Below are 19982 nucleotides of genomic sequence, written 5' to 3'. Positions count from 1 at the left end.
ACGCGGCTGACACAATGGGGAGCGTGGGTTCCATTGTGTTGGACGGTAAGGCGACGCGCGACGAGATCTTCGTCGACCTCAAGCAGCGCGTAGCGAAGTTGACCGAAGCGGGACGGACGCCCGGCCTCGGAACCGTGCTGGTCGGTGACGACCCTGGCTCTCAGGCCTATGTGCGCGGCAAGCATGCTGACTGCGCAAAGGTCGGGATCAACTCGATCCGCCGCGACCTGCCCGCCGACATCACGCAGGCCCAGCTCGATGAGACGATCGACGAGCTCAACGCCAACCCGGACTGCACGGGCTACATCGTGCAGCTGCCGCTGCCCAAGCATCTGGATGAGAACGCCGCGCTGGAGCGCATCGACCCGGCCAAGGACGCCGACGGTCTGCATCCGACCAACCTGGGCCGACTTGTTCTCGGAAAAGATGCGCCGCTGCCGTGCACGCCGCGCGGCATCGTGCACCTGCTGCGCCGGTTCGATGTGCCGATCGCCGGCGCCCATGTCGTGGTGATCGGCCGTGGCGTCACCGTCGGCCGGCCGATGGGCCTGCTGCTGACCCGGCGCTCGGAGAATGCCACCGTGACGTTGTGCCACACCGGGACGCGGGATCTGCCCGCGCTGACCCGGCAGGCCGACATCATCATCGCCGCGGTCGGCGTGCCGCACATGGTCACCGCGGACATGGTCAAGCCGGGTGCGGCCGTCGTCGACGTCGGCGTGAGCCGGGTGGACGGCAAGCTGACCGGAGATGTGGCGCCGGACGTGTGGGACGTCGCCGGGCACGTGTCGCCCAACCCGGGCGGGGTGGGGCCGCTGACGCGGGCGTTCCTGCTGACCAACGTCGTCGAGCTCGAAGAGTCGAAACTGGCGTGACGGCAAAGGAGTTCGTCCAGAAGGTGGTCGCCGGGCAGTGGCCGATCCTCGTGGTCGGGCTGATCTTTATCGCGGCCTTCGCCTTGGTGGTGGCGGGCTATTGGCGCCGCGGCGCACTGGTGATCGGGATCGGCGTCGGTGCGGCGGCTGCGCTGCGGCTCGCGCTCACCGACGACCGGGCCGGCCTGCTTGTGGTGCGAAGCCGGACGATCGACTTCGCGACCACCGCGACCGTGAGCGCGGTGGTGCTCTACATCGCCTGGACCATCGACCCGCTGGGCACCAGCTAGTCCACCGCGGCGAACAGGGCCGCCCACTGCTGTGCGGACAAGTCCCGCGGCAGTGCCGATGGTTGAATTCCGTTGGCCTGCAACCACCGCCGATCTACGTGAGGTCGCAGGATCTGCGCCAGGCCGCGGCCCCGCGCGGTGAACACCTCGTGTGCCAGGGCCTGATATCGGCGCCGGTCGGCCGACGGGATCAGGGGTTCACCGCGGCGTTTGATGGTCAGCAGCCCGGCGTCCACACCGGGTCGTGGTCGAAACGCGTCCGCGGAAACCTTTCGTGCCAAACCGAATTCGAACCACGGCCACCACTGCGCCGTCATCATGGTGGCGCCGCCGACCGCGGCCCGCCGCCGGGCCACCTCCCACTGCATCAGCAGTACGGCGTCGGTCCAGCCCGGGCCGTGTAGCAGCCGCCGTAGGATCGCGGTGGTCAGGTGAAAGGGCAGGTTGCCCACCACCACGTGCGGCATTGCGGGTAGTCGGTACTGCAGAAAATCTGCACTTACCACCTCGGCCGAGGTTCGGTCCGCCAATCGTCGAGCCCGCCGCCGGTCGATCTCGATGGCGGTCAGCGGCCGGTCCAGCCGTTGCAGCGGCAGGGTGAGCGCGCCGTCGCCGGCGCCGATCTCGACGATGGGACCTGTTGTGTGCGAGACGATTCTGACGATGTCGGCGACCACGCGTCGGTCGCACAGGAAATTCTGGCCGTACTCGTGCCGGCCGTGATGAGTTGAAGACACGAATGCTCCGCGCTCGCAGGGACAAAGCTGCTGCGGCGGACGTTCCTGGAAAGTGAAGATCCGCCGGTTATGTGGTGCGCAAGCGGATGTAGGTCACTGACATGCCTGCCACGGTAGGCAGAGTGGCGGCCTGGCCTCAACTGATTTTCACAGGAAATGCCCAGGGGGCAATATTGCCCAACGGGCAGTATTTGGTCTACCGTGCAGACATGGCACCCGGACTGCGAGAACGCAAGAAGCTCGATACCCGCAGGGCGCTGAGCGATGCCGCGCTGAGCCTGGCGTTCGAACGTGGGTTGGAGAACGTCACCCGCGAGGACATCGCCAACCTGGCAGGCGTTTCGCTGCGCACGTTCACCAACTACTTCGCCGGCAAGTACGACGCGCTCGGATACCGGCAGCAGGAACGCATGCGCTGCAGCATCGACATGCTGCGCGAGCGCCCCGCCGACGAGCCGTTGTGGACCGCCATCACCGAATCGGTGATTAAACCGTTGGACGCCGACATGTCCGACGTCTACGGTGCGGAGAGCGCGCTGCCGACCCGTCAGCAGCTGGCCGAGGTTCGAAAACTGCTGATGATCCCGGAGATTCGCGACGCCACCTTTCGGGGGATGAACGACGAGTGGGTCGCGGCGATCGCCGAGCGGACCGGCACGGATGCCGAGCGCGATATGTACCCGCGGCTCGTGGCCGCCGTCGTCCGGGCGGTCGGCGATGTCGCGATGGACGAGTACGGGAACTCTGATCCGCCGGTGGCATTCACGTCACTGCTGCGCAAAGGGTTCGCGGCGGTGGCCGCGGGCCTGCCGGAACCGGGAGGGAAGAAATGAAACACACAACAGATCGGGTAGATGTCGTCATCTCGGGCGCGGGGCCCAACGGCCTGCTGGTGGCGGGGGAGTTGGCCCTGGCCGGTTTGCGGCCGGTGGTGCTCGAGCAGCTGGCTGAGCCCAGCCCGGAACTCAAGGCCAATGGCATTGTCGGACAGGCCAATCGCGTGCTCGACCTTCGCGGCTTGTATCAGACGCTGAGCGGGTCGGATGCGCCTCCGCAACCAATGGACGGCTACATCTTCGCGGGCATGCAGGTGCCGTTCACCGACGTCGTGGACAACCCCATGTACGGCATGCTGATTCAACAGCCCCGAGTGGTGCGCGAACTGGCGGACTGGGTTCGGGGCCTGGGGGCTGAGATCCGGTGGGGACATGAACTCACCGATTTCGAGCAGGGATCCGACGGCGTGGTTCTCGATGTCTCTTCGTCTGAGGGGAACTACCGGTTGCCGGCGACCTACCTCGTCGGGGCTGACGGTGGCCGCAGTCCGGTCAGGAAGAAGGCGGGCATCGACTTTCCCGGGCTGACCACCGATGTCATAGCGCGGGTGGCCCACATCAGCCTGCCGGACGAGTTGCGCACCGGTTACGGTGCGCTGAACGTCCCGGGTGTCGGGCAAATCCCGTTCGGTCACAACCGGTTCGAAGGCGGTGTGCTGATCTATGCCGAGTTCCAGGCGGGCCGCTCGATGCTCGGGACCATCGAATACGGTTCGGTCCTGCCCGACGACGCCCCTGAGTTGACCATCGACGAACTGCGCGAGAGCGTGAAGCGGGTGGTCGGCGCCGACCTGCCGATCCAACCACCGAGCGGGCCGGGGCCGCACGCCCTGCGGCGGATCAATGGTCAGAACACCCGTCAGGCCGCGCAGTACCGCGCCGGCAATGTCTTCCTGGTGGGCGATGCCGCCCATGTCCATTCGGCGATGGGCGGGCCCGGCCTGAACCTGGGCATGCAGGATGCGATGAACCTGGGCTGGAAACTCGCCGCCGCCGTGCAGGGGTGGGCGCCGGACGGTTTGCTGGACAGCTATCACAGTGAGCGCTGGCCGGCCGGGCAGCGGGTGATGATGCATTCGATGGCTCAGGCCGCCCTGATGGCTGCCGGTCCCGAAGTCACGGCGCTCCGAACGCTTTTCGGTGAGCTGCTGGCGACGCCGGACGGCTCATCCCATATCGCCGGCGTGCTTGCCGGTTCCGATGTCCGCTACGACGTCGGCGATGAGCACAGGCTGTCCGGGCGCTTCGTCCCGGCGTTGACGTTGTCCGACGGCCGCCGGATCGCGCAACTGTTGCACCGCGGACGTCCCGTACTGCTCGACCTGTCCGGCGGCGGCTGTGCCGACGCGGTCTCGGGCTGGCAGGATCGGGTGGACGTCGTCGAGGCGACCGTTGCCGATCGGCCTGCCGCGGCGTTGTTGATCCGACCCGATGGCTACGTCGCCTGGGCCACAGACGAATTCGACGGGGAAGGGCTGCGTGCGGCGCTGGAGCGCTGGTTCGGTGCGGAGACCGAGATGGCCGCGCTCAGCGCCTGAGAGCGCGGCGCAGGACGCCGGGATGGCGGACGAGTTTCGGTCCGAGCCGCATGGCGAACACCGTGGTCGCAAGCCACGGCCGCAGGTGCGGACGCAGGCGTCGGATCCGCCCGCTTCCATCGAGTTCGAACACCAGCGCATCGGTGATGGTGACGCCGCCAACCCGGCCCTCGCTTATCGCGACGCGGGTCGGGCCATCGCCGATCACTTCGTCCCAGGTGAGGTCTCGCAGGCCGCCGTACACCGCGCCGAGGAGCTGCCGAAGGTCGTCGTGTCCCCGGAACACCATTCGGCCGGAGAGCGGTGAGACCAGCTCTGCGTCGGGCGCGAGGGTCGCGACGAGCGCGTCGAGGTCGTTGGTGCGGGTGGCGTCGCAGAACGCGGTGACCGAATCGGTAGTCGTTGTCATGCCCTGTCCTCACCTCGATTGCGATTTGCAATCTACTCAACCGTAGTTCATTGCGAATTGCAATGGGCTACGGTTGAGGGGTGCCGAAACAGTCCTTCAGCGACATCTCGTGCTCGATCGCACGTGCTGTCGAGGTGGTGGGGCAGCGGTGGACGCCGCTGGTCCTGCGTGACCTGTTCGCAGGGATGACGCGGTTCGAGGACATCCGGCGCGATCTCGGTATCGCCTCGAACATCCTGGCCGCGCGTCTGGACGAACTCGAACGCCACGGGGTGGTGGAACGACGCCGGTACCAGAGTGCACCACCGCGCTACGAGTACCTGCTCACCGACAAAGGACGCGATCTGTACCCGGTGATCGCGACACTGCTCGCCTGGGGAGACAAATGGCTGGGTGACGCGGACGGACCACCGGCGCTGATCGTCCACAGCGAATGCGGTCGCGTCACTACGGCCAAGACCGTGTGTGCACAGTGCGGCGGCGAACTCGACGCGGCGACGGCAACGGCCGCCCCGGGCCCCGGGGCCCGCCCCGGCCCCGGCACCGCCGTCATTGGCGAGTTCATCCTCGGCCGCTCAACGGGCTAGGCCAGACTGGCCCGGATACCCACGGTGACGTAGGGCAGCGCCAGCCCCGAAGAGTTGGCCAGCGCGGGGTGAGTGGCGAGCAGCTCGCGAACCTGGTCCAGCGTCCTGGTGCGCACCTTCTCCGGTGAGGTGATGCAGTAGCTGCGGGAGGCCACCAGATCGATGAGGGCCTGGGGCGTCAGGTAACTCGTCCACTCCACCTGATGCCGTTCGATCTCGCCGAATGGCGCGGCCAGTGTCACCTCACTGTTGAACGGATCGTGCTCGGGGCCGATGATGCGGCCCAGATCCTTGACCCAGCCCAGCCGTTCGTCGCGGGTGTTCCAGACCAGGCCCAGCCGGCCGCCGGGGCGCAGCACCCGGCTGACCTCCTTGACGGCCCGCTCGGGGTCGAACCAGTGCCAGGCCTGGGCCACCAGAACCGCGTCGACGCTGTTGTCGGCCAACGGGATCTCCTCGGCCGTGCCCAGCAGTGCCGGCGTATCCGGCAGTGAGTTCGATAGCAGCTCAAGCATTTCCGGGATGGGATCGACGGCGATCACGTCCAGCCCGCGCTCGACGAGCCGGGTCGTCAACTTGCCGGTGCCTGCGCCCAGGTCCAGCACGTCGTGGGCTCCCTCGGGGAGCAGCCAGTCGATCGCTTCCGGCGGATACGACGGCCGGCCGCGTTCATATGCCGCGGCTTCTGAGCCGAAGGACAGGGAACGCTGTTTGGGCGAGCTCACCGCTGTGCCAACTCCAGTGTGCGGCGGATCAGCTTGCCCACCACTTCCGTCTCGACCAGGAAGCCGTCGTGACCGTACGCCGAGTCGACGACGTCCAGGCCGTTGCAGCCGGGCAGTAGCTCGGCCAGTTCCTGCTGTAGCCGGATGGGGTAGAGCCGGTCGGAGGTGATCCCGCCGACGATGACGGGCACCGGACAACTCCGCAGCGCACTGGAAACTCCGCCGCGGCCGCGGCCCACATCGTGGGTCGACAGCGCATCCGAGAGGGCCACATAGGTGCCCGGGTCGAATCGGCGGGCCAATTTACCGCCCTGGTATTCCAGGTAGCTCTGCACCCCGTAGCGCCCTCCGTTGGTCGGGTCCTCGTCACCCTGGGCGTCATTGGCGAACCGCTCGTCGAGTTCTTCCTCGCCGCGGTAGGTCAGGTGCGCGAAGCGCCGGGCGATCTCCATGCCGGCCAGCGGGGTCCGGCCGGTGTCGTGGTAGTCCCCGCCCTGCCAGTCCGGATCGGCCTTTATCGCGGCCACCTGGGCGCTCTGGGTGCCGATCTGATCGGCGGTGGCACGGGCGCCGACGGCCAGGACAAGGCCGGCCCGGACTTCCTCGGGATGCCCGACGAGCCATTCCAGCGCGCGGGCTCCACCCATCGACCCGCCGACCACCGCGGCCACCTCGGTGATGCCGAAGGCTGCCAGTGCGGCCCGGTCGGCCTCGACCTGGTCGCGGATCGTGATCTGGGGAAACCTTGAGCCCCAGGGCTTTCCGTCGGGGGCGATCGAGCCGGGGCCGGTGGACCCGCGGCAGCCGCCGAGCACGTTGGTCGAAATCGCGCACCACTGATCGGTGTCGATCGGGGCGCCCGGTCCGGCCACCCCGTCCCACCAGCCTGCGGTCGGGTGACCGTCGCCGGCCGGTCCCGTGACGTGGGAGTCGCCGGTCAGCGCGTGCAGCACCATCACCACGTTGTCGCGTGCGGGTGACAGCTCACCCCAGCGCTGCACGGCGATCGACACGTCGGGCAGGACGGTGCCGTTCTCGAGCGTGAGCGCACCGATGTGCACCACGCTGATCTCGCCTTCGGTAGGCAAAGGGAGGGTGGACACGGCTGGTTCTTCGGTGATCGTCATGCCGGTCTTCTCTCGCCGTCCTACACCGTCGCCGCAGTCTGCGGCACGCCGCTGAACGGACGGGCGGCGGCGAACCCCTGCTCCAGGTCGGCCAGGATGTCGTCGATTCCCTCGATGCCGACGGCCAACCGGACCAGGCCGGGCGTGACGCCGGTAGACAGCTGCTCCTCGGGGGAGAGCTGCGCGTGTGTGGTCGAGGCGGGGTGGATCACCAGGGAACGCACGTCACCGATGTTGGCGACGTGGCTGTGGAGGGTCAGGGCGTTGACGAACGCCTTTCCGGCCTCGATCCCGCCCTCCAGCTCGAACGCCAGCACCGCGCCCGTGCCCTTCGGGGCGATGGTCCGGCCCAGCTCGTACCAGGGTGAGGTGGGGAGTCCGGCGTAGTTCACCGAGGTGACGCCGGAGTGCCCGGCCAGGTACTCGGCGACTTTCTGCGCATTGGCCACGTGGCGTTCAACACGCAGGGACAGCGTTTCCAATCCCTGCGAGATCAAAAAGGCATTGAAGGGGGAGATGGAGCTGCCCAGGTCGCGCAGCAGCTGCACCCGGGCCTTCAGGGCGTAGGCGGGCGCACCGAGCTCGGCGAAGACCACGCCGTGGTAGCTGGGATCCGGTGTGGTGAAGCCGGGGTGGCGGCCCTGCGTCCAGTCGAAGTTGCCGCTGTCGACGATCACGCCGGCGATCGCCGAGCCGTGGCCGCCCAGGTATTTGGTCGCCGAGTGCACCACGATGTCGGCGCCGAGCGCGATCGGCTGGATCAGGTACGGGGTGGCGATGGTGTTGTCGACGATCAGCGGGACACCGTTCTCGTGTGCCACGGCGGACACATTCGGGATGTCGAGGATGTCGATTTGAGGGTTGGAGATGGTCTCGCCGAAGAAGGCCTTGGTGTTCGGCCGTACCGCAGCCCGCCAGCTGTCCAGGCTGTCGGGGTCGTCGACGAAGCTGACCTCGATGCCCAGCTTGGGCAGCGTGTAGTGGAACAGGTTGTATGTGCCGCCGTACAGGCGCGGGCTGGACACGATGTGGTCACCGGCGCCGGCCAGGTTGAGGATCGCGAACGTTTCGGCGGCCTGGCCCGAGGACAGGAGCAGGGCGGCGACGCCGCCTTCGAGTGCGGCGATGCGCTGCTCGACGACGTCGGTGGTGGGGTTCATGATCCGGGTGTAGATGTTGCCCGGCTCGGCCAGCCCGAACAGGGCGGCGGCGTGGTCGGTGCTGTCGAAGGTGTAGGACGTGGTCTGGTAGATCGGCAGGGCCCGGGCCTTCGTGGCGGTGTCAGGGCTCTGGCCGGCATGGACCTGCTTGGTCTCGAACGACCAGTTCGCGACGTTGTCTGGGGTTGTCATGGCTAGGTGTCTCCTCCGGTGACGGGATGAGGGTCACGAGATCGGGAAGGTAGAAATGTGGTCGGCTACTGGGAGTCGCGCCTGTCGTCAGCGACGACAGGCAGCAGACACCAACAATTCACGGACACATACATATGGGTGGCCTCCATCAGGTTTCCCTGTCTGTCTGGGGCCCGTACCTTCGGACCCGCGCTTGCCTTACAGCCGCGAACGACTGCTCAACCTGGTCATCACCCGGGGCACCCCACCGCGGTTGGAGGGTTGCCGGCCAGCAAGCCGGGGCTTGATGCTGACACTCATGACCGGTCTGCAGCTTATCGCAACGCGCTGAGGCCATGCCAGTCGGTTGTCCGGGGTGTTTGCCGGTTCTGCACGGGCGGGACTGAAACACGTTCAGTTCGGGGGGCGTGTGGGGCTGTTTGATGCCTGGACGCAAGCCGAAGTTACTGGTCAGTAATGAAAGCTGCTCCTTCGAGGTGCTGCCCGCCCTTGTAGTCTGGCCGCGATACAGAGCAGCGAATAACCACGAGTGACAACGAGTGATCCTCGTCGAACCGAGACTGACGCCGGGAGAGCAACCATGACTGCCCAGCAGCCGACCATCATCTACACGCTGACCGACGAGGCGCCGCTGCTTGCGACGTACTCCTTCTTGCCGATCGTCCGCGCCTTTGCAGAGCCGGCGGGTATCGATATCCAGACCAGTGACATCTCGGTGGCGGCCCGCATCCTGGCCGAATTCGGTGACTACCTGACCGACGACCAGAAGGTGCCCGACAACCTCGGCGAACTCGGTCGTCTCACCCAGCTGCCCGAGACCAACATCATCAAGCTGCCCAACATCAGCGCCTCGGTCCCGCAGCTCATGGCCGCGGTCAAGGAGCTGCAGGGGAAGGGCTACGCCATCCCGGACTACCCGGGTGACCCGAAGACCGACGAAGAGAAGGCGATCCGCGATCGCTACTCGAAGATCCTCGGCAGCGCGGTGAACCCCGTTCTGCGCGAAGGCAACTCGGACCGTCGTGCCCCGAAGGCGGTCAAGGAGTACGCGCGCAAGCACCCGCACAGCATGGGCAAGTGGTCGCAGGCCTCGCGGACCCACGTGGCCACCATGAAGGACGGCGACTTCTACCACGGTGAGAAGTCGATGACGCTGGACAAGGCGCGCAAGGTACGCATGGAGCTGGAGACCACCTCTGGCGAGACCATCGTCTTGAAGCCCGAGGTGAAGCTCGACGCGGGCGACGTCATCGACTCCATGTACATGAGCAAGAAGGCGCTGATCGAGTTCTACGAGGAGCAGATCGAGGACGCCTACAAGACCGGCGTGATGTTCTCGCTGCACGTCAAGGCGACCATGATGAAGGTCAGCCACCCGATCGTGTTCGGCCACGCCGTCAAGGTCTTCTACAAGGACGCCTTCGCCAAGCACGAGAAGCTCTTCGACGAGCTCGGCGTCAACGTGAACAACGGTCTGTCGGATCTCTACAGCAAGATCGAGGCCCTGCCCGCCTCGCAGCGTGAGGAGATCATCGAGGACCTGCACCGCTGCCACGAGCACCGGCCCGAGCTGGCCATGGTGGACTCGGCCAAGGGCATCTCGAACTTCCACTCGCCCAGCGATGTCATCGTCGATGCGTCGATGCCGGCGATGATCCGCCTCGGCGGCAAGATGTATGGCGCCGACGGCCGCACCAAGGACACCAAGGCCGTCAACCCCGAGTCGACGTTCTCCCGGATGTACCAGGAGATGATCAACTTCTGTAAGACCAACGGCCAGTTCGATCCGACCACGATGGGCACCGTTCCCAACGTCGGCCTGATGGCGCAGAAGGCCGAGGAGTACGGCAGCCACGACAAGACCTTCGAGATTCCCGAGGCAGGTGTCGCCAAGATCGTCGACATCGACTCCGGTGAGGTGCTGCTGAGCCAGGAGGTCGAAGAGGGCGACATCTGGCGGATGCCGATCGTCAAGGACGCCCCGATCCGCGACTGGGTCAAGCTGGCCGTCAACCGGGCCCGGTTATCCGGCATGACGTGTGTGTTCTGGCTCGACGACGAGCGCCCGCACGAGAACGAGCTGCGCAAGAAGGTCAAGGCGTACCTCAAGGAAGAGGACACCGAGGGCCTGGACATCACGATCCTGCCGCAGGTGTGGGCCATGCGGTACACGCTTGAGCGCGTGATTCGCGGGCAGGACACCATCGCCGCGACCGGCAACATCCTGCGTGACTACCTGACCGACCTGTTCCCGATCCTGGAGCTGGGCACCAGCGCCAAGATGCTCTCGATCGTGCCGCTGATGGCCGGCGGTGGTCTGTACGAGACCGGTGCCGGTGGTTCGGCGCCCAAGCACGTTCATCAGCTCGTCGAGGAGAACCACCTGCGCTGGGATTCGCTGGGCGAGTTCCTCGCGCTGGGTGCCAGCCTCGAGGACCTGGGCAACAAGCTGGACAACGACAAGGCCAAGGTGCTGGCCACCGCGCTGGACACCGCGACCGGGGAGTTGTTGGACGAGAACAAGTCCCCGTCGCGCAAGACCGGTGAGCTCGACAACCGCGGCAGCCAGTTCTACCTCGCGCTGTACTGGGCGCAGGCGCTGGCCGAGCAGACCGAGGACAAGGAGCTGGCCGCGCACTTCGCACCGCTGGCCAAGGCGCTCGGCGAGCAGGAGCAGGCCATCGTCGCCGAACTCAATGCGGCGCAGGGCAAGCCGGCCGACATCGGCGGCTACTACTACCCGGACCCCGAGAAGACCGCCGCCGTGATGCGTCCGAGCAAGACGCTCAACGACGTGCTGGCGGCTTCCGAGAAGGTCTAACCGCTGGGGCTCGGCGCGGCCATCATCCGCGCCGAGCCTGTACTCAGATCCCCGAGCCTGCGCTCAGATCGTCAAAACGCCCGAATTCTGGATCTGTACGCAGACTGGATGTCCTACGCGCATGGTCGATCACCCCGTCGCGCGCGTTTGACCGATGTTCCGGTCGACGAATTCGGTGATCACCCGGGTGATGGTGTCGGGCGCCTCGAACATCGGGACGTGCCCCACTCCCTTGAGTGTGGTCACCACCGCGTCCGGCGCCAGGCTCTTGGTGAAGTGCCGGGTGAATCGTGGTGCCGGCAGCACGCGGTCCTTCTCGCAGATCACCAGTTGGGTCGGAGTATGGGAATCCCCGATCTCCATCAGTCCGGCGGTGGTCAGTGCCTTGATCATGAGCTTGAAATACGCCGGGCAGTGCGCGACGTCGTCAATCAGATCGTGTCGGTCGCCGGCGTTGAGGACCTCGGGTGTCGCGCTGACCGCCAGGTATGAGATCTGCTTGGACAGAGGCAGTTTCAGCACCTGCTGGCGCAGCGCCGCGGTGGCGAGGACCACCGGCAGGGCCGCCAGGAACTTGCCGATGATCTCGTACTTGGCGGGCGTGAACATCGACCAGCCGCCCGCGGGGGCGATGCCGGTCAGCGTGCGGGCCCGGCCGCGCCGTTCCAGTTCGAAGGCCACCCAGCCGCCAAGCGAGTTCCCGACGATGTGTGCCGTGGTCCAGCCGAGCTCGTCGAGCCGGCGTTCGACGTCGTCGGCCAGCGTCGCGACGTCGAGGAGCATGGGTGCGTGCGCGCCGCCGTGGTGGCCGGCCATCGTCGGGGCGAACACGTCGTAGCGGCCGGTCTGCGCGAGTTGCGGTGCGACGTACTTCCACACGCTCTGCGACAACAGGAACGGATGCAGCAGCAGGATCGGATCACCGTCGGGGCTGCCGAGGTGGATGGGAGCACGTTCAGCCATGTCGCCCGACATTAAGGTGATACCGCCGGTACCGCAAGAGGGTGTCGGTGGGTGTCGGCGGGGGTCGGTAGGGTCTGGGCCGTGGCATCTCCGGGACCTCTGACCGTCAGCACCATCAACGTCAACGGCATTCGCGCAGCCGTCAAGCAGCGGTCCACCGACAACCTCGGCCTGCTGCCCTGGCTCAAGGAAACCGAGGCCGACGTGGTGTGTCTGCAGGAGACCCGGGCCGATGACGAGCAGCTCAACGATGCCTTGGCGCCGGCTTTGGCCGATGGCTGGAACTTGGCCTCAGCCGAACCGCATGTCAAGGGCCGCAACGGGGTTGCGGTGTTGTCCCGGCATCCCATCGAGGCGGCCCGGCTGCTGGTCTCCGACGAGTTCGAGGCCCACGGGCGCTACCTCGAGGCGGATACCGCGGGGGTGACGGTGGCCAGCTTGTATGTCCCGACCGGGGAGGCCGAGACGGACCGTCAGCTGGAGAAGGAACGGTTCATGGCCACCATCGCGGCGCGGATGGCGGAACTGCACGGCCGCGACGCGGTGCTGTGCGGTGACTGGAACATCGCGCACACCGAGAACGACATCAAGAACTGGAAGGGCAACGTCAAGAAGGCCGGCTTCCTGCCCAGCGAGCGGGCCTGGCTCACCGAGCTGTTGGGTACGGGTTGGGTAGACGTGGTGCGGGTGCTGCATCCCGATGTGGCCGGGCCGTACAGCTGGTGGTCCTGGCGCGGCAAGGCTTTCGACAACGACGCCGGCTGGCGCATCGACTATCACCTGGCCAGTCCCACGTTGGCGGTCAGGGCCACGTCGGCACAGGTGGACCGGGCCGAGCTGTACGCACTGCGGTGGTCGGATCACTCGCCGGTGACGGTCAGCTACAGCTGACGCCAGTTCGGGCGACGGCCCAGGTGGGCCAGAATCTTCTCGAAATCCGTTGTGGCCGAGGCGTTGACCGCCCGGTCGAACGGTGAGGCCGAACTGTCGCGGAAGTCGCCGTCCGGGATCGCCATGACCAGTGGCAGGACGGCGGCGACGACGTCGTCCGGCAGTTCGTAGGCCGCACCGAGGGCGGCCGCGACATCCCAGCCGTGCACGGCGTAGTCCACGAAATGGAATCCGATCGCCAGCGCGCCCGGGAACGTCGCATTCGGGCCGAACTCGGGTAAAGCGAACGTCGCCTCGGTGACCCCGTCGGCGGCGAAGGCGTCGAGCACGTCGTGCGCGGCCGCCGTGTATGCGCCGACCGGGTCGGCACGCACGGCATCGGCCACCGTCTCCACATTCCAGAGCGCTTCATCGGAGCCGTGTCCGCTGGCGGCCGCGGCGAACCCGCGATGCTGCACGGTCATGTGGGCCAGAAGATCGCCCAGGGTCCAGTCCGCACATGGGGTGGGACGGTCCAGGTCGGATGTGCGGACAGCATCGACGGCTTCGACGGAGCGCAGGACCGCGACGCGGTGCAACGGGCGCAGGTCGGTTTCAGTAGTAGGCATACGCATACGATAGGCGTAAGCGCATCATATGACAACGCCTACAGTGCTCGAATATCTACGATGAGCGAATGCCGAAGCGCCCCGACCTGGCGGCCATGCTCGCCCCGTTGTTGCGGGAGATGATCGCCGCCGAGCAGCCGGTGCTCGACGCTCACGGCCTGTCGATGTGGGGCTACGTCGTCCTGCTCGCGCTGGACCGGTCCTCGGTGCGGACGCAGGCTGCACTGGCCGACGCGATCGGCGCCGACAAGACCCGCATCATCCGCACCCTCGATGACCTGCAGCAGCAGGGCTTCATCGAGCGCGAGGCCGACCCTGACGACCGCCGGGTGCGGCTGCTGGCCATCACCGAGGCGGGCCGCGCGATCAAGGATGCGGTCCAACGGGACATCCAGCGCGGGGAGGAGCGCTGGCTGGGTGAACTGGCGGCCGATGATCGGAAAGTGTTCCTGCGGGTGCTGCAGCAGCTGACCCGCGAAGAATCCGGATGACGCCAGTGCGAAAATCAGATCATCATGAGTAGCGGAAGCAAACAGGTCGTATTCTCGGGCGCCCAGCCCACCTCTGACTCCCTGCACCTCGGCAATGCCCTGGGTGCCGTCACGCACTGGGCGCAGCTGCAGGACGGTTACGAGGCGTTCTTCTGCGTCGTCGACCAGCACGCCATCACCGTGCCGCAGGATCCCGAGACCCTGCGCCGGCGCACGCTGGTGACTGCCGCGCAGTACCTGGCGCTGGGCATCGACCCGGCGCGCAGCACCGTGTTCGTTCAGAGCCACGTCCCTGAGCACAGCCAATTGGCCTGGGTGCTGGGGTGTTTCACCGGTTTCGGTCAGGCGTCGCGGATGACGCAGTTCAAGGACAAGTCGCAGAAGCAGGGTGCGGACGCCACCACCGTGGGCCTGTTCACCTATCCGGTGTTGATGGCCGCCGACGTGCTGCTCTACGACACCGATCTGGTTCCGGTCGGGGAGGATCAGCGCCAGCATCTGGAGTTGGCCCGGGACCTGGCGCAGCGATTCAACGCCCGGTTCCCGGACACCTTCGTGGTGCCCGAGGCGATGATCCCCAAGGCCACCGCCAAGATCTACGACCTGCAGGACCCGTCGGCGAAGATGAGCAAATCGGCGGCCAGTGACGCCGGGCTGATCAGTCTGCTGGACGATCCGAAGGCCACGGCCAAGAAGATCCGCTCGGCGGTGACCGACAGTGAGCGGGAGATCCGGTTCGACCAGGAGAACAAGCCGGGCATCTCGAACCTGTTGACCATCCAGTCCGCGGTGACCGGTACCGATGTCGACAAGTTGGTCGAAGGCTATGCCGGCCGCGGCTACGGCGATCTCAAGAAGGAGACCGCCGAGGCCGTGGTGGAGTTCGTCACGCCGATCAAGACCCGCGTCGACGAATTGCTGGATGACCCGGCCGAGCTCCAGTCGGTTCTGGCCTCCGGAGCCGAACACGCCCGGGAGGTCGCAGGGAAGACCCTCGCCCGGGTTTACGACAGGATAGGGTTTCTCCAGCAAACACCATAAGCACCGGGGAGGGGTTGGCGGTGGACGAGCCGGAGAAACCGGGATTGATGGCGCGGGTACGCACGCGCTTTCCCTGGTTCGACCACGTGATGCGGGCGCAGGAGCGCTACAACGACTGCAACGGCAACTTCTATGCCGCTGGTATCACGTATTTCACCATCTTCGCGCTGTTCCCACTGTTGATGGTCGGTTTCGCCGGCGGCGGGTTCCTGCTGTCGCGGCGTCCGGACCTGCTCGAGGAAATCGAGCACCGGATCCGTCAAACGGTCTCAGGTGATCTCGGCCAGCAACTGGTCACCCTGATGGACTCGGCCATCGCCTCGCGCGGCACGGTCGGCGTGATCGGGCTGGCGACCGCGGCGTGGGCCGGCCTCGGCTGGATGGCGAACCTGCGCGAGGCACTCAGCCAGATGTGGAGTCAACACCGCGAGTCGAACTTCGTCGGCAACAAGCTGTCGGATCTGTTGGCCCTGGTGTCGGCCTTCCTCGCGATGGTCGTCACCATCGGCCTGACCGCACTCGGTGACCCCGCGCTGATGCGTAAGGTGTTGCGCTGGATCGGCCTCCACGATTTCGACGGACTCGGCGTCGGGTTGCGGATCGTGTCGATGCTCGTGTCAATCTCGATCTCGTGGCTGCTGTTCAGCTGGATCATTTCCCGATTGCCGCGCGAACCGGTGCCCTTCCGCAGTTCGATCCGGGCCGGCCTGCTGGCCGCGGTGGGCTTCGAGATCTTCAAGCAGGTGGCGTCGATCTATCTGCAGTCCGTGCTGGGCGGGCCCGCCGGGGCGACGTTCGGCCCGGTCCTCGGCTTGATGGTGTTCGCCTACGTCACCGCGCGACTGATCCTGTTCGCGACGGCCTGGGCGGCGACGTCCAGGGAGAGCCTGGCCGTCGCGCCGGTGCCACCGCCGAACCCCGCGCAGATCGTCACCAGGGTGCAGGTCCGCGAGGGGATCGGGGTGTCCGGCGCTTTGGCCGCGGCCGCCATGGGAGCCATTGGCGCCCTGGGGCTTTCGCGGTTACTGCGGCGCTAGTGGCTGACGGCCTTCAGGCCGACGATGCAGCCGACGACGCCGAGCATGAGCACTACCTTGATCACCGAAGCGGATTCGGCGCCGGTGATCATTGCGTAGCCGACGGTGAGCACCGCGCCGATGCCCACCCAGATCGCATAGCTGGTGCCGGGGGGCAGGCTCCGCATCGCGATGGCCAGTCCGACCATCGAGAACGCAAGCGCCACAAAGAACACGACTGACGGAACCAAGCGGGTGAAGCCGTCGGTCTTGCTCAGGGCAGTCGCCCATACGGCTTCGAGGACACCGGAAACGACGAGAATCAACCAGGCCATGGCACACCTCCAAACACCCCGTCTTGTCGCTGGCCGGGTACGGGTGCGCCTCGTCCGGTGCCATGTGCTGGCGCTACCCATTGTAACAACGACGTAACATTGCAGGCTGTGAGCTTGGCAACCATGTGGTCGCGGTCGATCGGCATCACTGTCCCCATCGTCAACGCACCGATGGGCGGCGCGGCCGGGGGGCGGCTGGCGTCGGCGGTCTCGGCCGCCGGCGGTCTGGGCATGGTCGGGATGGGCAGTGCGGCGACGGCTGAACAGTTGACCGCCGAACTGGCGCAACTCGATGGCCAGAGATTCGGAATTGGCCTGGTGCACTGGGTTACCCAGGATCGGCCGGACCTGCTCGACGTTGCGGTGGCCGCCCGTCCGGCGCTGCTCAGCGTGAGCTTCGGGCAGGACTGGGATTGGGTGCGCCGGGCGCACGACGCGGGCCTGACGGTGACGACCCAGGTGGCCACGGTCGATGCGGCCCGCCGTGCGGTCGATGCCGGCGTCGATGTGGTGGTGGCACGCGGAGCCGAGGGCGGCGGTCATGGTGAGCCGACGATGGGCACCCTGCCGCTGCTGGCCGAGGTGCTCGACGCCGTCGATGTGCCCGTGCTCGCGGCCGGTGGGATCTCGTCGCCACGGTCGGTGGCCGCGATCCTGGCGGCCGGGGCGGCAGCCGCCTGGGTCGGCACGGCATTCGCCACATGTGCCGAGGCGCTGACGCCGGTATCGGCGCGTGACGCCCTGCTGGCCGCCGAGGGTGAGGAGACCGAGCTGACCTCCGAATACGACGTCGCCGCCGGATATCGGTGGCCGACGACCATTCCCGAGCGTGTGCTGCGTGGGTCGCCGGTCAATGCGGGGCAGGGTGTGGGGCTGGTGCGACGGCAGGCCGGTGCGGCCGAGATCGTCCGATCGCTGTCTGACGGGGCGGAGCAGCTACTCGGGCGCTGGCATTGACCTGCCTGCCGAACCGCCGAGAGCGGCGGCGGATCGGCAGGCCCGAGATGCATTTAACTTGACCGGAAATTACTTGTCAGCGGAATCCGCGAATTGGCGGCCGGGTTTGCTGACACAGCTCACTGCGATCCGGCTGGCGGCGCCGACCTGGCCCTCAGTGCCTTCTCGACAGTTGTGAGTACCCGTTCCGAACCGTCCTCGGCGGCGATAGCTGCAGCCATCCTCGTTGCCCGGTCTCGGAAGCCGTTATCTGTCAGCACGTCGCGTATTGCCTGACTGAGGTTGTCGGTGGTGAGTCGACGTTGCGGGATCGGCCGGGGGCTGACTCCGAGGGCGAACAGCCTTCGCGCCCAGAACGGTTGGTCGCCGTAGGGGCTCGGGGTCGCGATCGCCGGCACACCGGCACGTAGCCCCGCCGCGGCAGTGCCTGCGCCGCAGTGGTGGACAACGGCCGCCGCCTTCGCGAACAGCCAGTCGTGAGGTACTTCGCCGACCGCGATCACGTCATTCCCGCAGAAGTCGAGCCCCGCCCAACCGGCCTGGATCACGGCACGGGCGCCCGCGTCCCGAACCGCCTGTGCGACAAGCGTGGACAGCCGTTGGGCCTCGGCGCCGCTGTTGACCGTGCTGCCGAAGCCGATGACGACCGGTGGCGGGCCGGCTTCGAGGAACTCAACCAGCTCGCTGGGAGGTTGCCATCCGGTTGCGCGCTCCGGCCACCAGTAGCCGACGACGTCGATACCCGGCCGCCAGTCCGCCGGCCGGGGCAGGACCGCTGGCGAGTAGCCGTGCAGGATCGGCCAACGAGCATCGGTGCGCCGGTGTCGCAGCACCCGGGCCGGAACCGTCGGTAGGCCGAGTTGCGCACGAAAGTGGTTGACGGCCCTGCCGTACAGCCCGTCGATCATCGCCTCGCCGATCCGCGCTGCCGCCCTGTTCCCGAACCGACCGGCAGTCCACGCTCCCAGCACCGCCGGTGGATAGTCGGCGGTTGCCGATAAGGGCTGCAACCGGACGCCGATGGCGGGAACGGCGAGCGCGTCGGCAAGCGGATGGCCGGCCAACTCCGCGAACGGTGACAGCAGCAGCGCATCGAGCGGTTCGTCACGGACAGCTGCCAACACGCGATCGCCCAGCACCCGCATGCCGCGTGGTGAGAGGAATGCCGCCATGGCCTTGGCGGCTTGGCGTGCTGATACGTCCGAGAGATCGGCTGAGGTGTCGTCGAGATCATCGGCGAGTCCGCGAAACTCCAGCCCGCATCCGGAGACGAGCTCGGCGAATGCCTGATAGGCCACCACGATGACGCGATGCCCGGCACGTTGTAACCGCGCACCGACCCCGGTCAGCGGTGCCACATCTCCGTGACTGCCGATGGCGATGATCGCGATGGTCGCCATCTATCCGCCCGGGGTGGCGAAGACGAACAACGCCATGAACGCGATGTTGATGAAGAACGTCGCCTCCACGAGGCTCACGGTGATGAAAAACGGTGTGTACAAGCGCGCTTGGGCTTCGGGCTGGCGCGCTACACCGGCGATGAACTGCGAGCCGGCGAGCCCGTCGCCGATGCCCGCGCCGATCGCTCCGCCCGCCAGCACGATTGCCCCGGCCAGCAGGGCGTTACCCATCAATGCGTCACTGGCCATGGTGTACCTCCTGTGATCGATCGAGCAGTTCGGTGATGCGGTGCGTTGCCGACCCCGCTTGCGGTGGCCTTCTCGAAGATCTCGACAAGCACTTCGCCATGGGCGATGACGTCGTAGTCCGGGTCTCGGGCATACTCCTGTGCGGCGCTGTCCAAACCGCCGCGCAGGATGTTCTTCATGAACAGCGGTGACAGTTCCCGGAACTCGCCGCTTTCCCGACCCTCGGCGAAGATGCTCTGCGGGTCGAGGGCGGCCAGGTCGCCGGTCGGGGGATTGTCCTGGACGGCTTTGGCCGCGGCTTGGTCGACCCGCAATCCGTCCGCGTCGCGGTATCCGGAGATCAGCTCGAGCATCGCTACGGCCGCCGACCGATTGGCTGCGACGAACGCAATGTTGGCCCGGATGTAGGCGGACAGCTTTGCCGCTGCAGTGGTTTCGGCGTTGACCACTGGGACGATCACCGCGGATCCACGGGCGAAGATCTCGGTGAAGACCGCCTCGACCACTTCGGATTTGCTGTTGAAGTGGTACAGCACAGCGCTTTTCGCGATACCGATGTGTTCGGCGATACGCGCCAGCGATGCCTGTGGATAGCCCTGTTCGGCGATCACCTCCAGCGCGCCGTCGACAATCTGCCGACGGCGGGCCTGTTCGGTAAACGTCTTCGTGCCGCCTGACCGCATGGTCTGAGATTAGACCGATCGGTCAGACTTCGGCAAGGGGTAGCCGCGGGT

General features: G+C 66.7%; 22 protein-coding genes and 2 riboswitches. Of the genes, 11 read left to right on the top strand and 11 right to left on the bottom strand.

Annotated features, from left to right (window positions below):
- Nucleotides 1–23: 23 nt before the first annotated feature.
- Nucleotides 24–875, top strand: coding sequence for a bifunctional methylenetetrahydrofolate dehydrogenase/methenyltetrahydrofolate cyclohydrolase (locus ACZYZ7_RS19840; RefSeq protein ID WP_036445663.1), 852 nt, complete (start codon nt 24–26; stop codon nt 873–875).
- Nucleotides 872–1165: a DUF3017 domain-containing protein gene (locus ACZYZ7_RS19835; protein ID WP_036440671.1), complete on the top strand. Its 294-nt coding sequence runs from the start codon at nt 872–874 to the stop codon at nt 1163–1165. The genes ACZYZ7_RS19840 and ACZYZ7_RS19835 overlap by 4 nt, the downstream gene beginning before the upstream one ends.
- Here ACZYZ7_RS19835 and erm read toward each other — a convergent pair.
- Entirely contained in the window at nt 1162–1902 is a 741-nt protein-coding gene (gene erm / locus ACZYZ7_RS19830) for a 23S ribosomal RNA methyltransferase Erm (RefSeq protein ID WP_450070387.1), read from the bottom strand. The two genes, ACZYZ7_RS19835 and erm, sit on opposite strands and share 4 nt — an antisense overlap.
- A 209-nt stretch (nt 1903–2111) precedes the next feature.
- Here erm and ACZYZ7_RS19825 point away from each other — a divergent pair, with 209 nt between their 5' ends.
- Both ACZYZ7_RS19825 and ACZYZ7_RS19820 read left to right on the top strand, forming a co-directional pair.
- Nucleotides 2112–2735 (top strand): TetR/AcrR family transcriptional regulator, encoded by a 624-nt coding sequence (locus ACZYZ7_RS19825; protein ID WP_450070386.1) that lies wholly within the window; start codon nt 2112–2114, stop codon nt 2733–2735.
- Nucleotides 2732–4276, top strand: coding sequence for an FAD-dependent monooxygenase (locus ACZYZ7_RS19820; RefSeq protein WP_450070385.1), 1545 nt, complete (start codon nt 2732–2734; stop codon nt 4274–4276). The genes ACZYZ7_RS19825 and ACZYZ7_RS19820 overlap by 4 nt, the downstream gene beginning before the upstream one ends.
- Here ACZYZ7_RS19820 and ACZYZ7_RS19815 read toward each other — a convergent pair.
- Nucleotides 4266–4685, bottom strand: a complete 420-nt coding sequence (locus ACZYZ7_RS19815) for a nuclear transport factor 2 family protein (RefSeq protein ID WP_450070384.1) — start codon at nt 4683–4685, stop codon at nt 4266–4268. The two genes, ACZYZ7_RS19820 and ACZYZ7_RS19815, sit on opposite strands and share 11 nt — an antisense overlap.
- An 80-nt stretch (nt 4686–4765) precedes the next feature.
- Between ACZYZ7_RS19815 and ACZYZ7_RS19810 the strand changes: the two genes are divergently transcribed.
- Entirely contained in the window at nt 4766–5272 is a 507-nt protein-coding gene (locus ACZYZ7_RS19810) for a winged helix-turn-helix transcriptional regulator (protein ID WP_135453086.1), read from the top strand.
- Here the strand turns inward: ACZYZ7_RS19810 and ACZYZ7_RS19805 are convergent.
- From ACZYZ7_RS19805 to ACZYZ7_RS19795, 3 genes are read right to left on the bottom strand one after another with little or no spacing between them, the layout of a single operon-like run.
- On the bottom strand, nt 5269–5997 hold the full coding sequence (locus ACZYZ7_RS19805) for a class I SAM-dependent methyltransferase (protein WP_450070383.1): 729 nt from the start codon (nt 5995–5997) through the stop codon (nt 5269–5271). The genes ACZYZ7_RS19810 and ACZYZ7_RS19805 overlap by 4 nt on opposite strands.
- A complete protein-coding gene (gene metX, locus ACZYZ7_RS19800) occupies nt 5994–7124 on the bottom strand; it encodes a homoserine O-acetyltransferase MetX (RefSeq protein ID WP_450070382.1) in 1131 nt (376 codons plus the stop codon). Before metX ends, ACZYZ7_RS19805 begins: the two co-directional genes overlap by 4 nt.
- 20 nt (nt 7125–7144) lie before the next feature.
- A complete protein-coding gene (locus tag ACZYZ7_RS19795; protein ID WP_450070381.1) occupies nt 7145–8476 on the bottom strand; it encodes a bifunctional o-acetylhomoserine/o-acetylserine sulfhydrylase in 1332 nt (443 codons plus the stop codon).
- 184 nt (nt 8477–8660) lie between these two features.
- Nucleotides 8661–8780, bottom strand: a riboswitch (SAM riboswitch).
- Between the two features lie 276 nt (nt 8781–9056).
- Here ACZYZ7_RS19795 and ACZYZ7_RS19790 point away from each other — a divergent pair.
- Complete coding sequence (locus ACZYZ7_RS19790) at nt 9057–11297, top strand: NADP-dependent isocitrate dehydrogenase (RefSeq protein WP_450070380.1); 2241 nt, start codon at nt 9057–9059, stop codon at nt 11295–11297.
- 129 nt (nt 11298–11426) lie between these two features.
- On the opposite strand, the gene ACZYZ7_RS19785 is transcribed toward ACZYZ7_RS19790, so the two are convergent.
- Nucleotides 11427–12260 (bottom strand): alpha/beta fold hydrolase, encoded by an 834-nt coding sequence (locus tag ACZYZ7_RS19785; protein WP_463741573.1) that lies wholly within the window; start codon nt 12258–12260, stop codon nt 11427–11429.
- 99 nt (nt 12261–12359) lie between these two features.
- On the opposite strand from ACZYZ7_RS19785, the gene ACZYZ7_RS19780 reads away from it, so the two are divergent.
- Nucleotides 12360–13151 (top strand): exodeoxyribonuclease III, encoded by a 792-nt coding sequence (locus ACZYZ7_RS19780; protein ID WP_450070509.1) that lies wholly within the window; start codon nt 12360–12362, stop codon nt 13149–13151.
- On the opposite strand, the gene ACZYZ7_RS19775 is transcribed toward ACZYZ7_RS19780, so the two are convergent.
- The gene (locus tag ACZYZ7_RS19775; RefSeq protein ID WP_463741572.1) at nt 13142–13759 is read right to left on the bottom strand and encodes a TIGR03086 family metal-binding protein; all 618 of its coding nucleotides are present in this window, start codon (nt 13757–13759) and stop codon (nt 13142–13144) included. The genes ACZYZ7_RS19780 and ACZYZ7_RS19775 overlap by 10 nt on opposite strands.
- A gap of 68 nt (nt 13760–13827) precedes the next feature.
- Between ACZYZ7_RS19775 and ACZYZ7_RS19770 the strand changes: the two genes are divergently transcribed.
- From ACZYZ7_RS19770 to yhjD, 3 genes are read left to right on the top strand one after another with little or no spacing between them, the layout of a single operon-like run.
- The gene (locus tag ACZYZ7_RS19770) at nt 13828–14250 is read left to right on the top strand and encodes a MarR family winged helix-turn-helix transcriptional regulator (protein WP_450070377.1); all 423 of its coding nucleotides are present in this window, start codon (nt 13828–13830) and stop codon (nt 14248–14250) included.
- 24 nt (nt 14251–14274) lie between these two features.
- Entirely contained in the window at nt 14275–15291 is a 1017-nt protein-coding gene (gene trpS / locus ACZYZ7_RS19765) for a tryptophan--tRNA ligase (RefSeq protein WP_135453094.1), read from the top strand.
- Nucleotides 15292–15311: 20 nt separating this feature from the next.
- Nucleotides 15312–16328, top strand: a complete 1017-nt coding sequence (yhjD, locus tag ACZYZ7_RS19760; RefSeq protein ID WP_450070376.1) for an inner membrane protein YhjD — start codon at nt 15312–15314, stop codon at nt 16326–16328.
- On the opposite strand, the gene ACZYZ7_RS19755 is transcribed toward yhjD, so the two are convergent.
- Nucleotides 16325–16642, bottom strand: a complete 318-nt coding sequence (locus ACZYZ7_RS19755; RefSeq protein ID WP_450070375.1) for a DMT family transporter — start codon at nt 16640–16642, stop codon at nt 16325–16327. The two genes, yhjD and ACZYZ7_RS19755, sit on opposite strands and share 4 nt — an antisense overlap.
- 12 nt (nt 16643–16654) lie before the next feature.
- Nucleotides 16655–16719, bottom strand: a riboswitch (guanidine-III (ykkC-III) riboswitch).
- A gap of 31 nt (nt 16720–16750) precedes the next feature.
- Between ACZYZ7_RS19755 and ACZYZ7_RS19750 the strand changes: the two genes are divergently transcribed.
- The gene (locus ACZYZ7_RS19750) at nt 16751–17599 is read left to right on the top strand and encodes an NAD(P)H-dependent flavin oxidoreductase (protein WP_463741571.1); all 849 of its coding nucleotides are present in this window, start codon (nt 16751–16753) and stop codon (nt 17597–17599) included.
- Between the two features lie 119 nt (nt 17600–17718).
- Here the strand turns inward: ACZYZ7_RS19750 and ACZYZ7_RS19745 are convergent, their stop codons facing one another.
- From ACZYZ7_RS19745 to ACZYZ7_RS19735, 3 genes are read right to left on the bottom strand one after another with little or no spacing between them, the layout of a single operon-like run.
- Nucleotides 17719–18999, bottom strand: coding sequence for a glycosyltransferase (locus tag ACZYZ7_RS19745; protein WP_463741570.1), 1281 nt, complete (start codon nt 18997–18999; stop codon nt 17719–17721).
- A complete protein-coding gene (locus tag ACZYZ7_RS19740) occupies nt 19000–19230 on the bottom strand; it encodes a F0F1 ATP synthase subunit C (protein WP_122975218.1) in 231 nt (76 codons plus the stop codon).
- Entirely contained in the window at nt 19230–19931 is a 702-nt protein-coding gene (locus ACZYZ7_RS19735; protein ID WP_463741569.1) for a TetR/AcrR family transcriptional regulator, read from the bottom strand. Before ACZYZ7_RS19735 ends, ACZYZ7_RS19740 begins: the two co-directional genes overlap by 1 nt.
- Nucleotides 19932–19982: the final 51 nt, after the last annotated feature.

It is taken from the genome of Mycobacterium sp. IDUB_17 (assembly GCF_055419465.1).
This window is presented reverse-complemented; position numbering and strand designations above follow the sequence as displayed.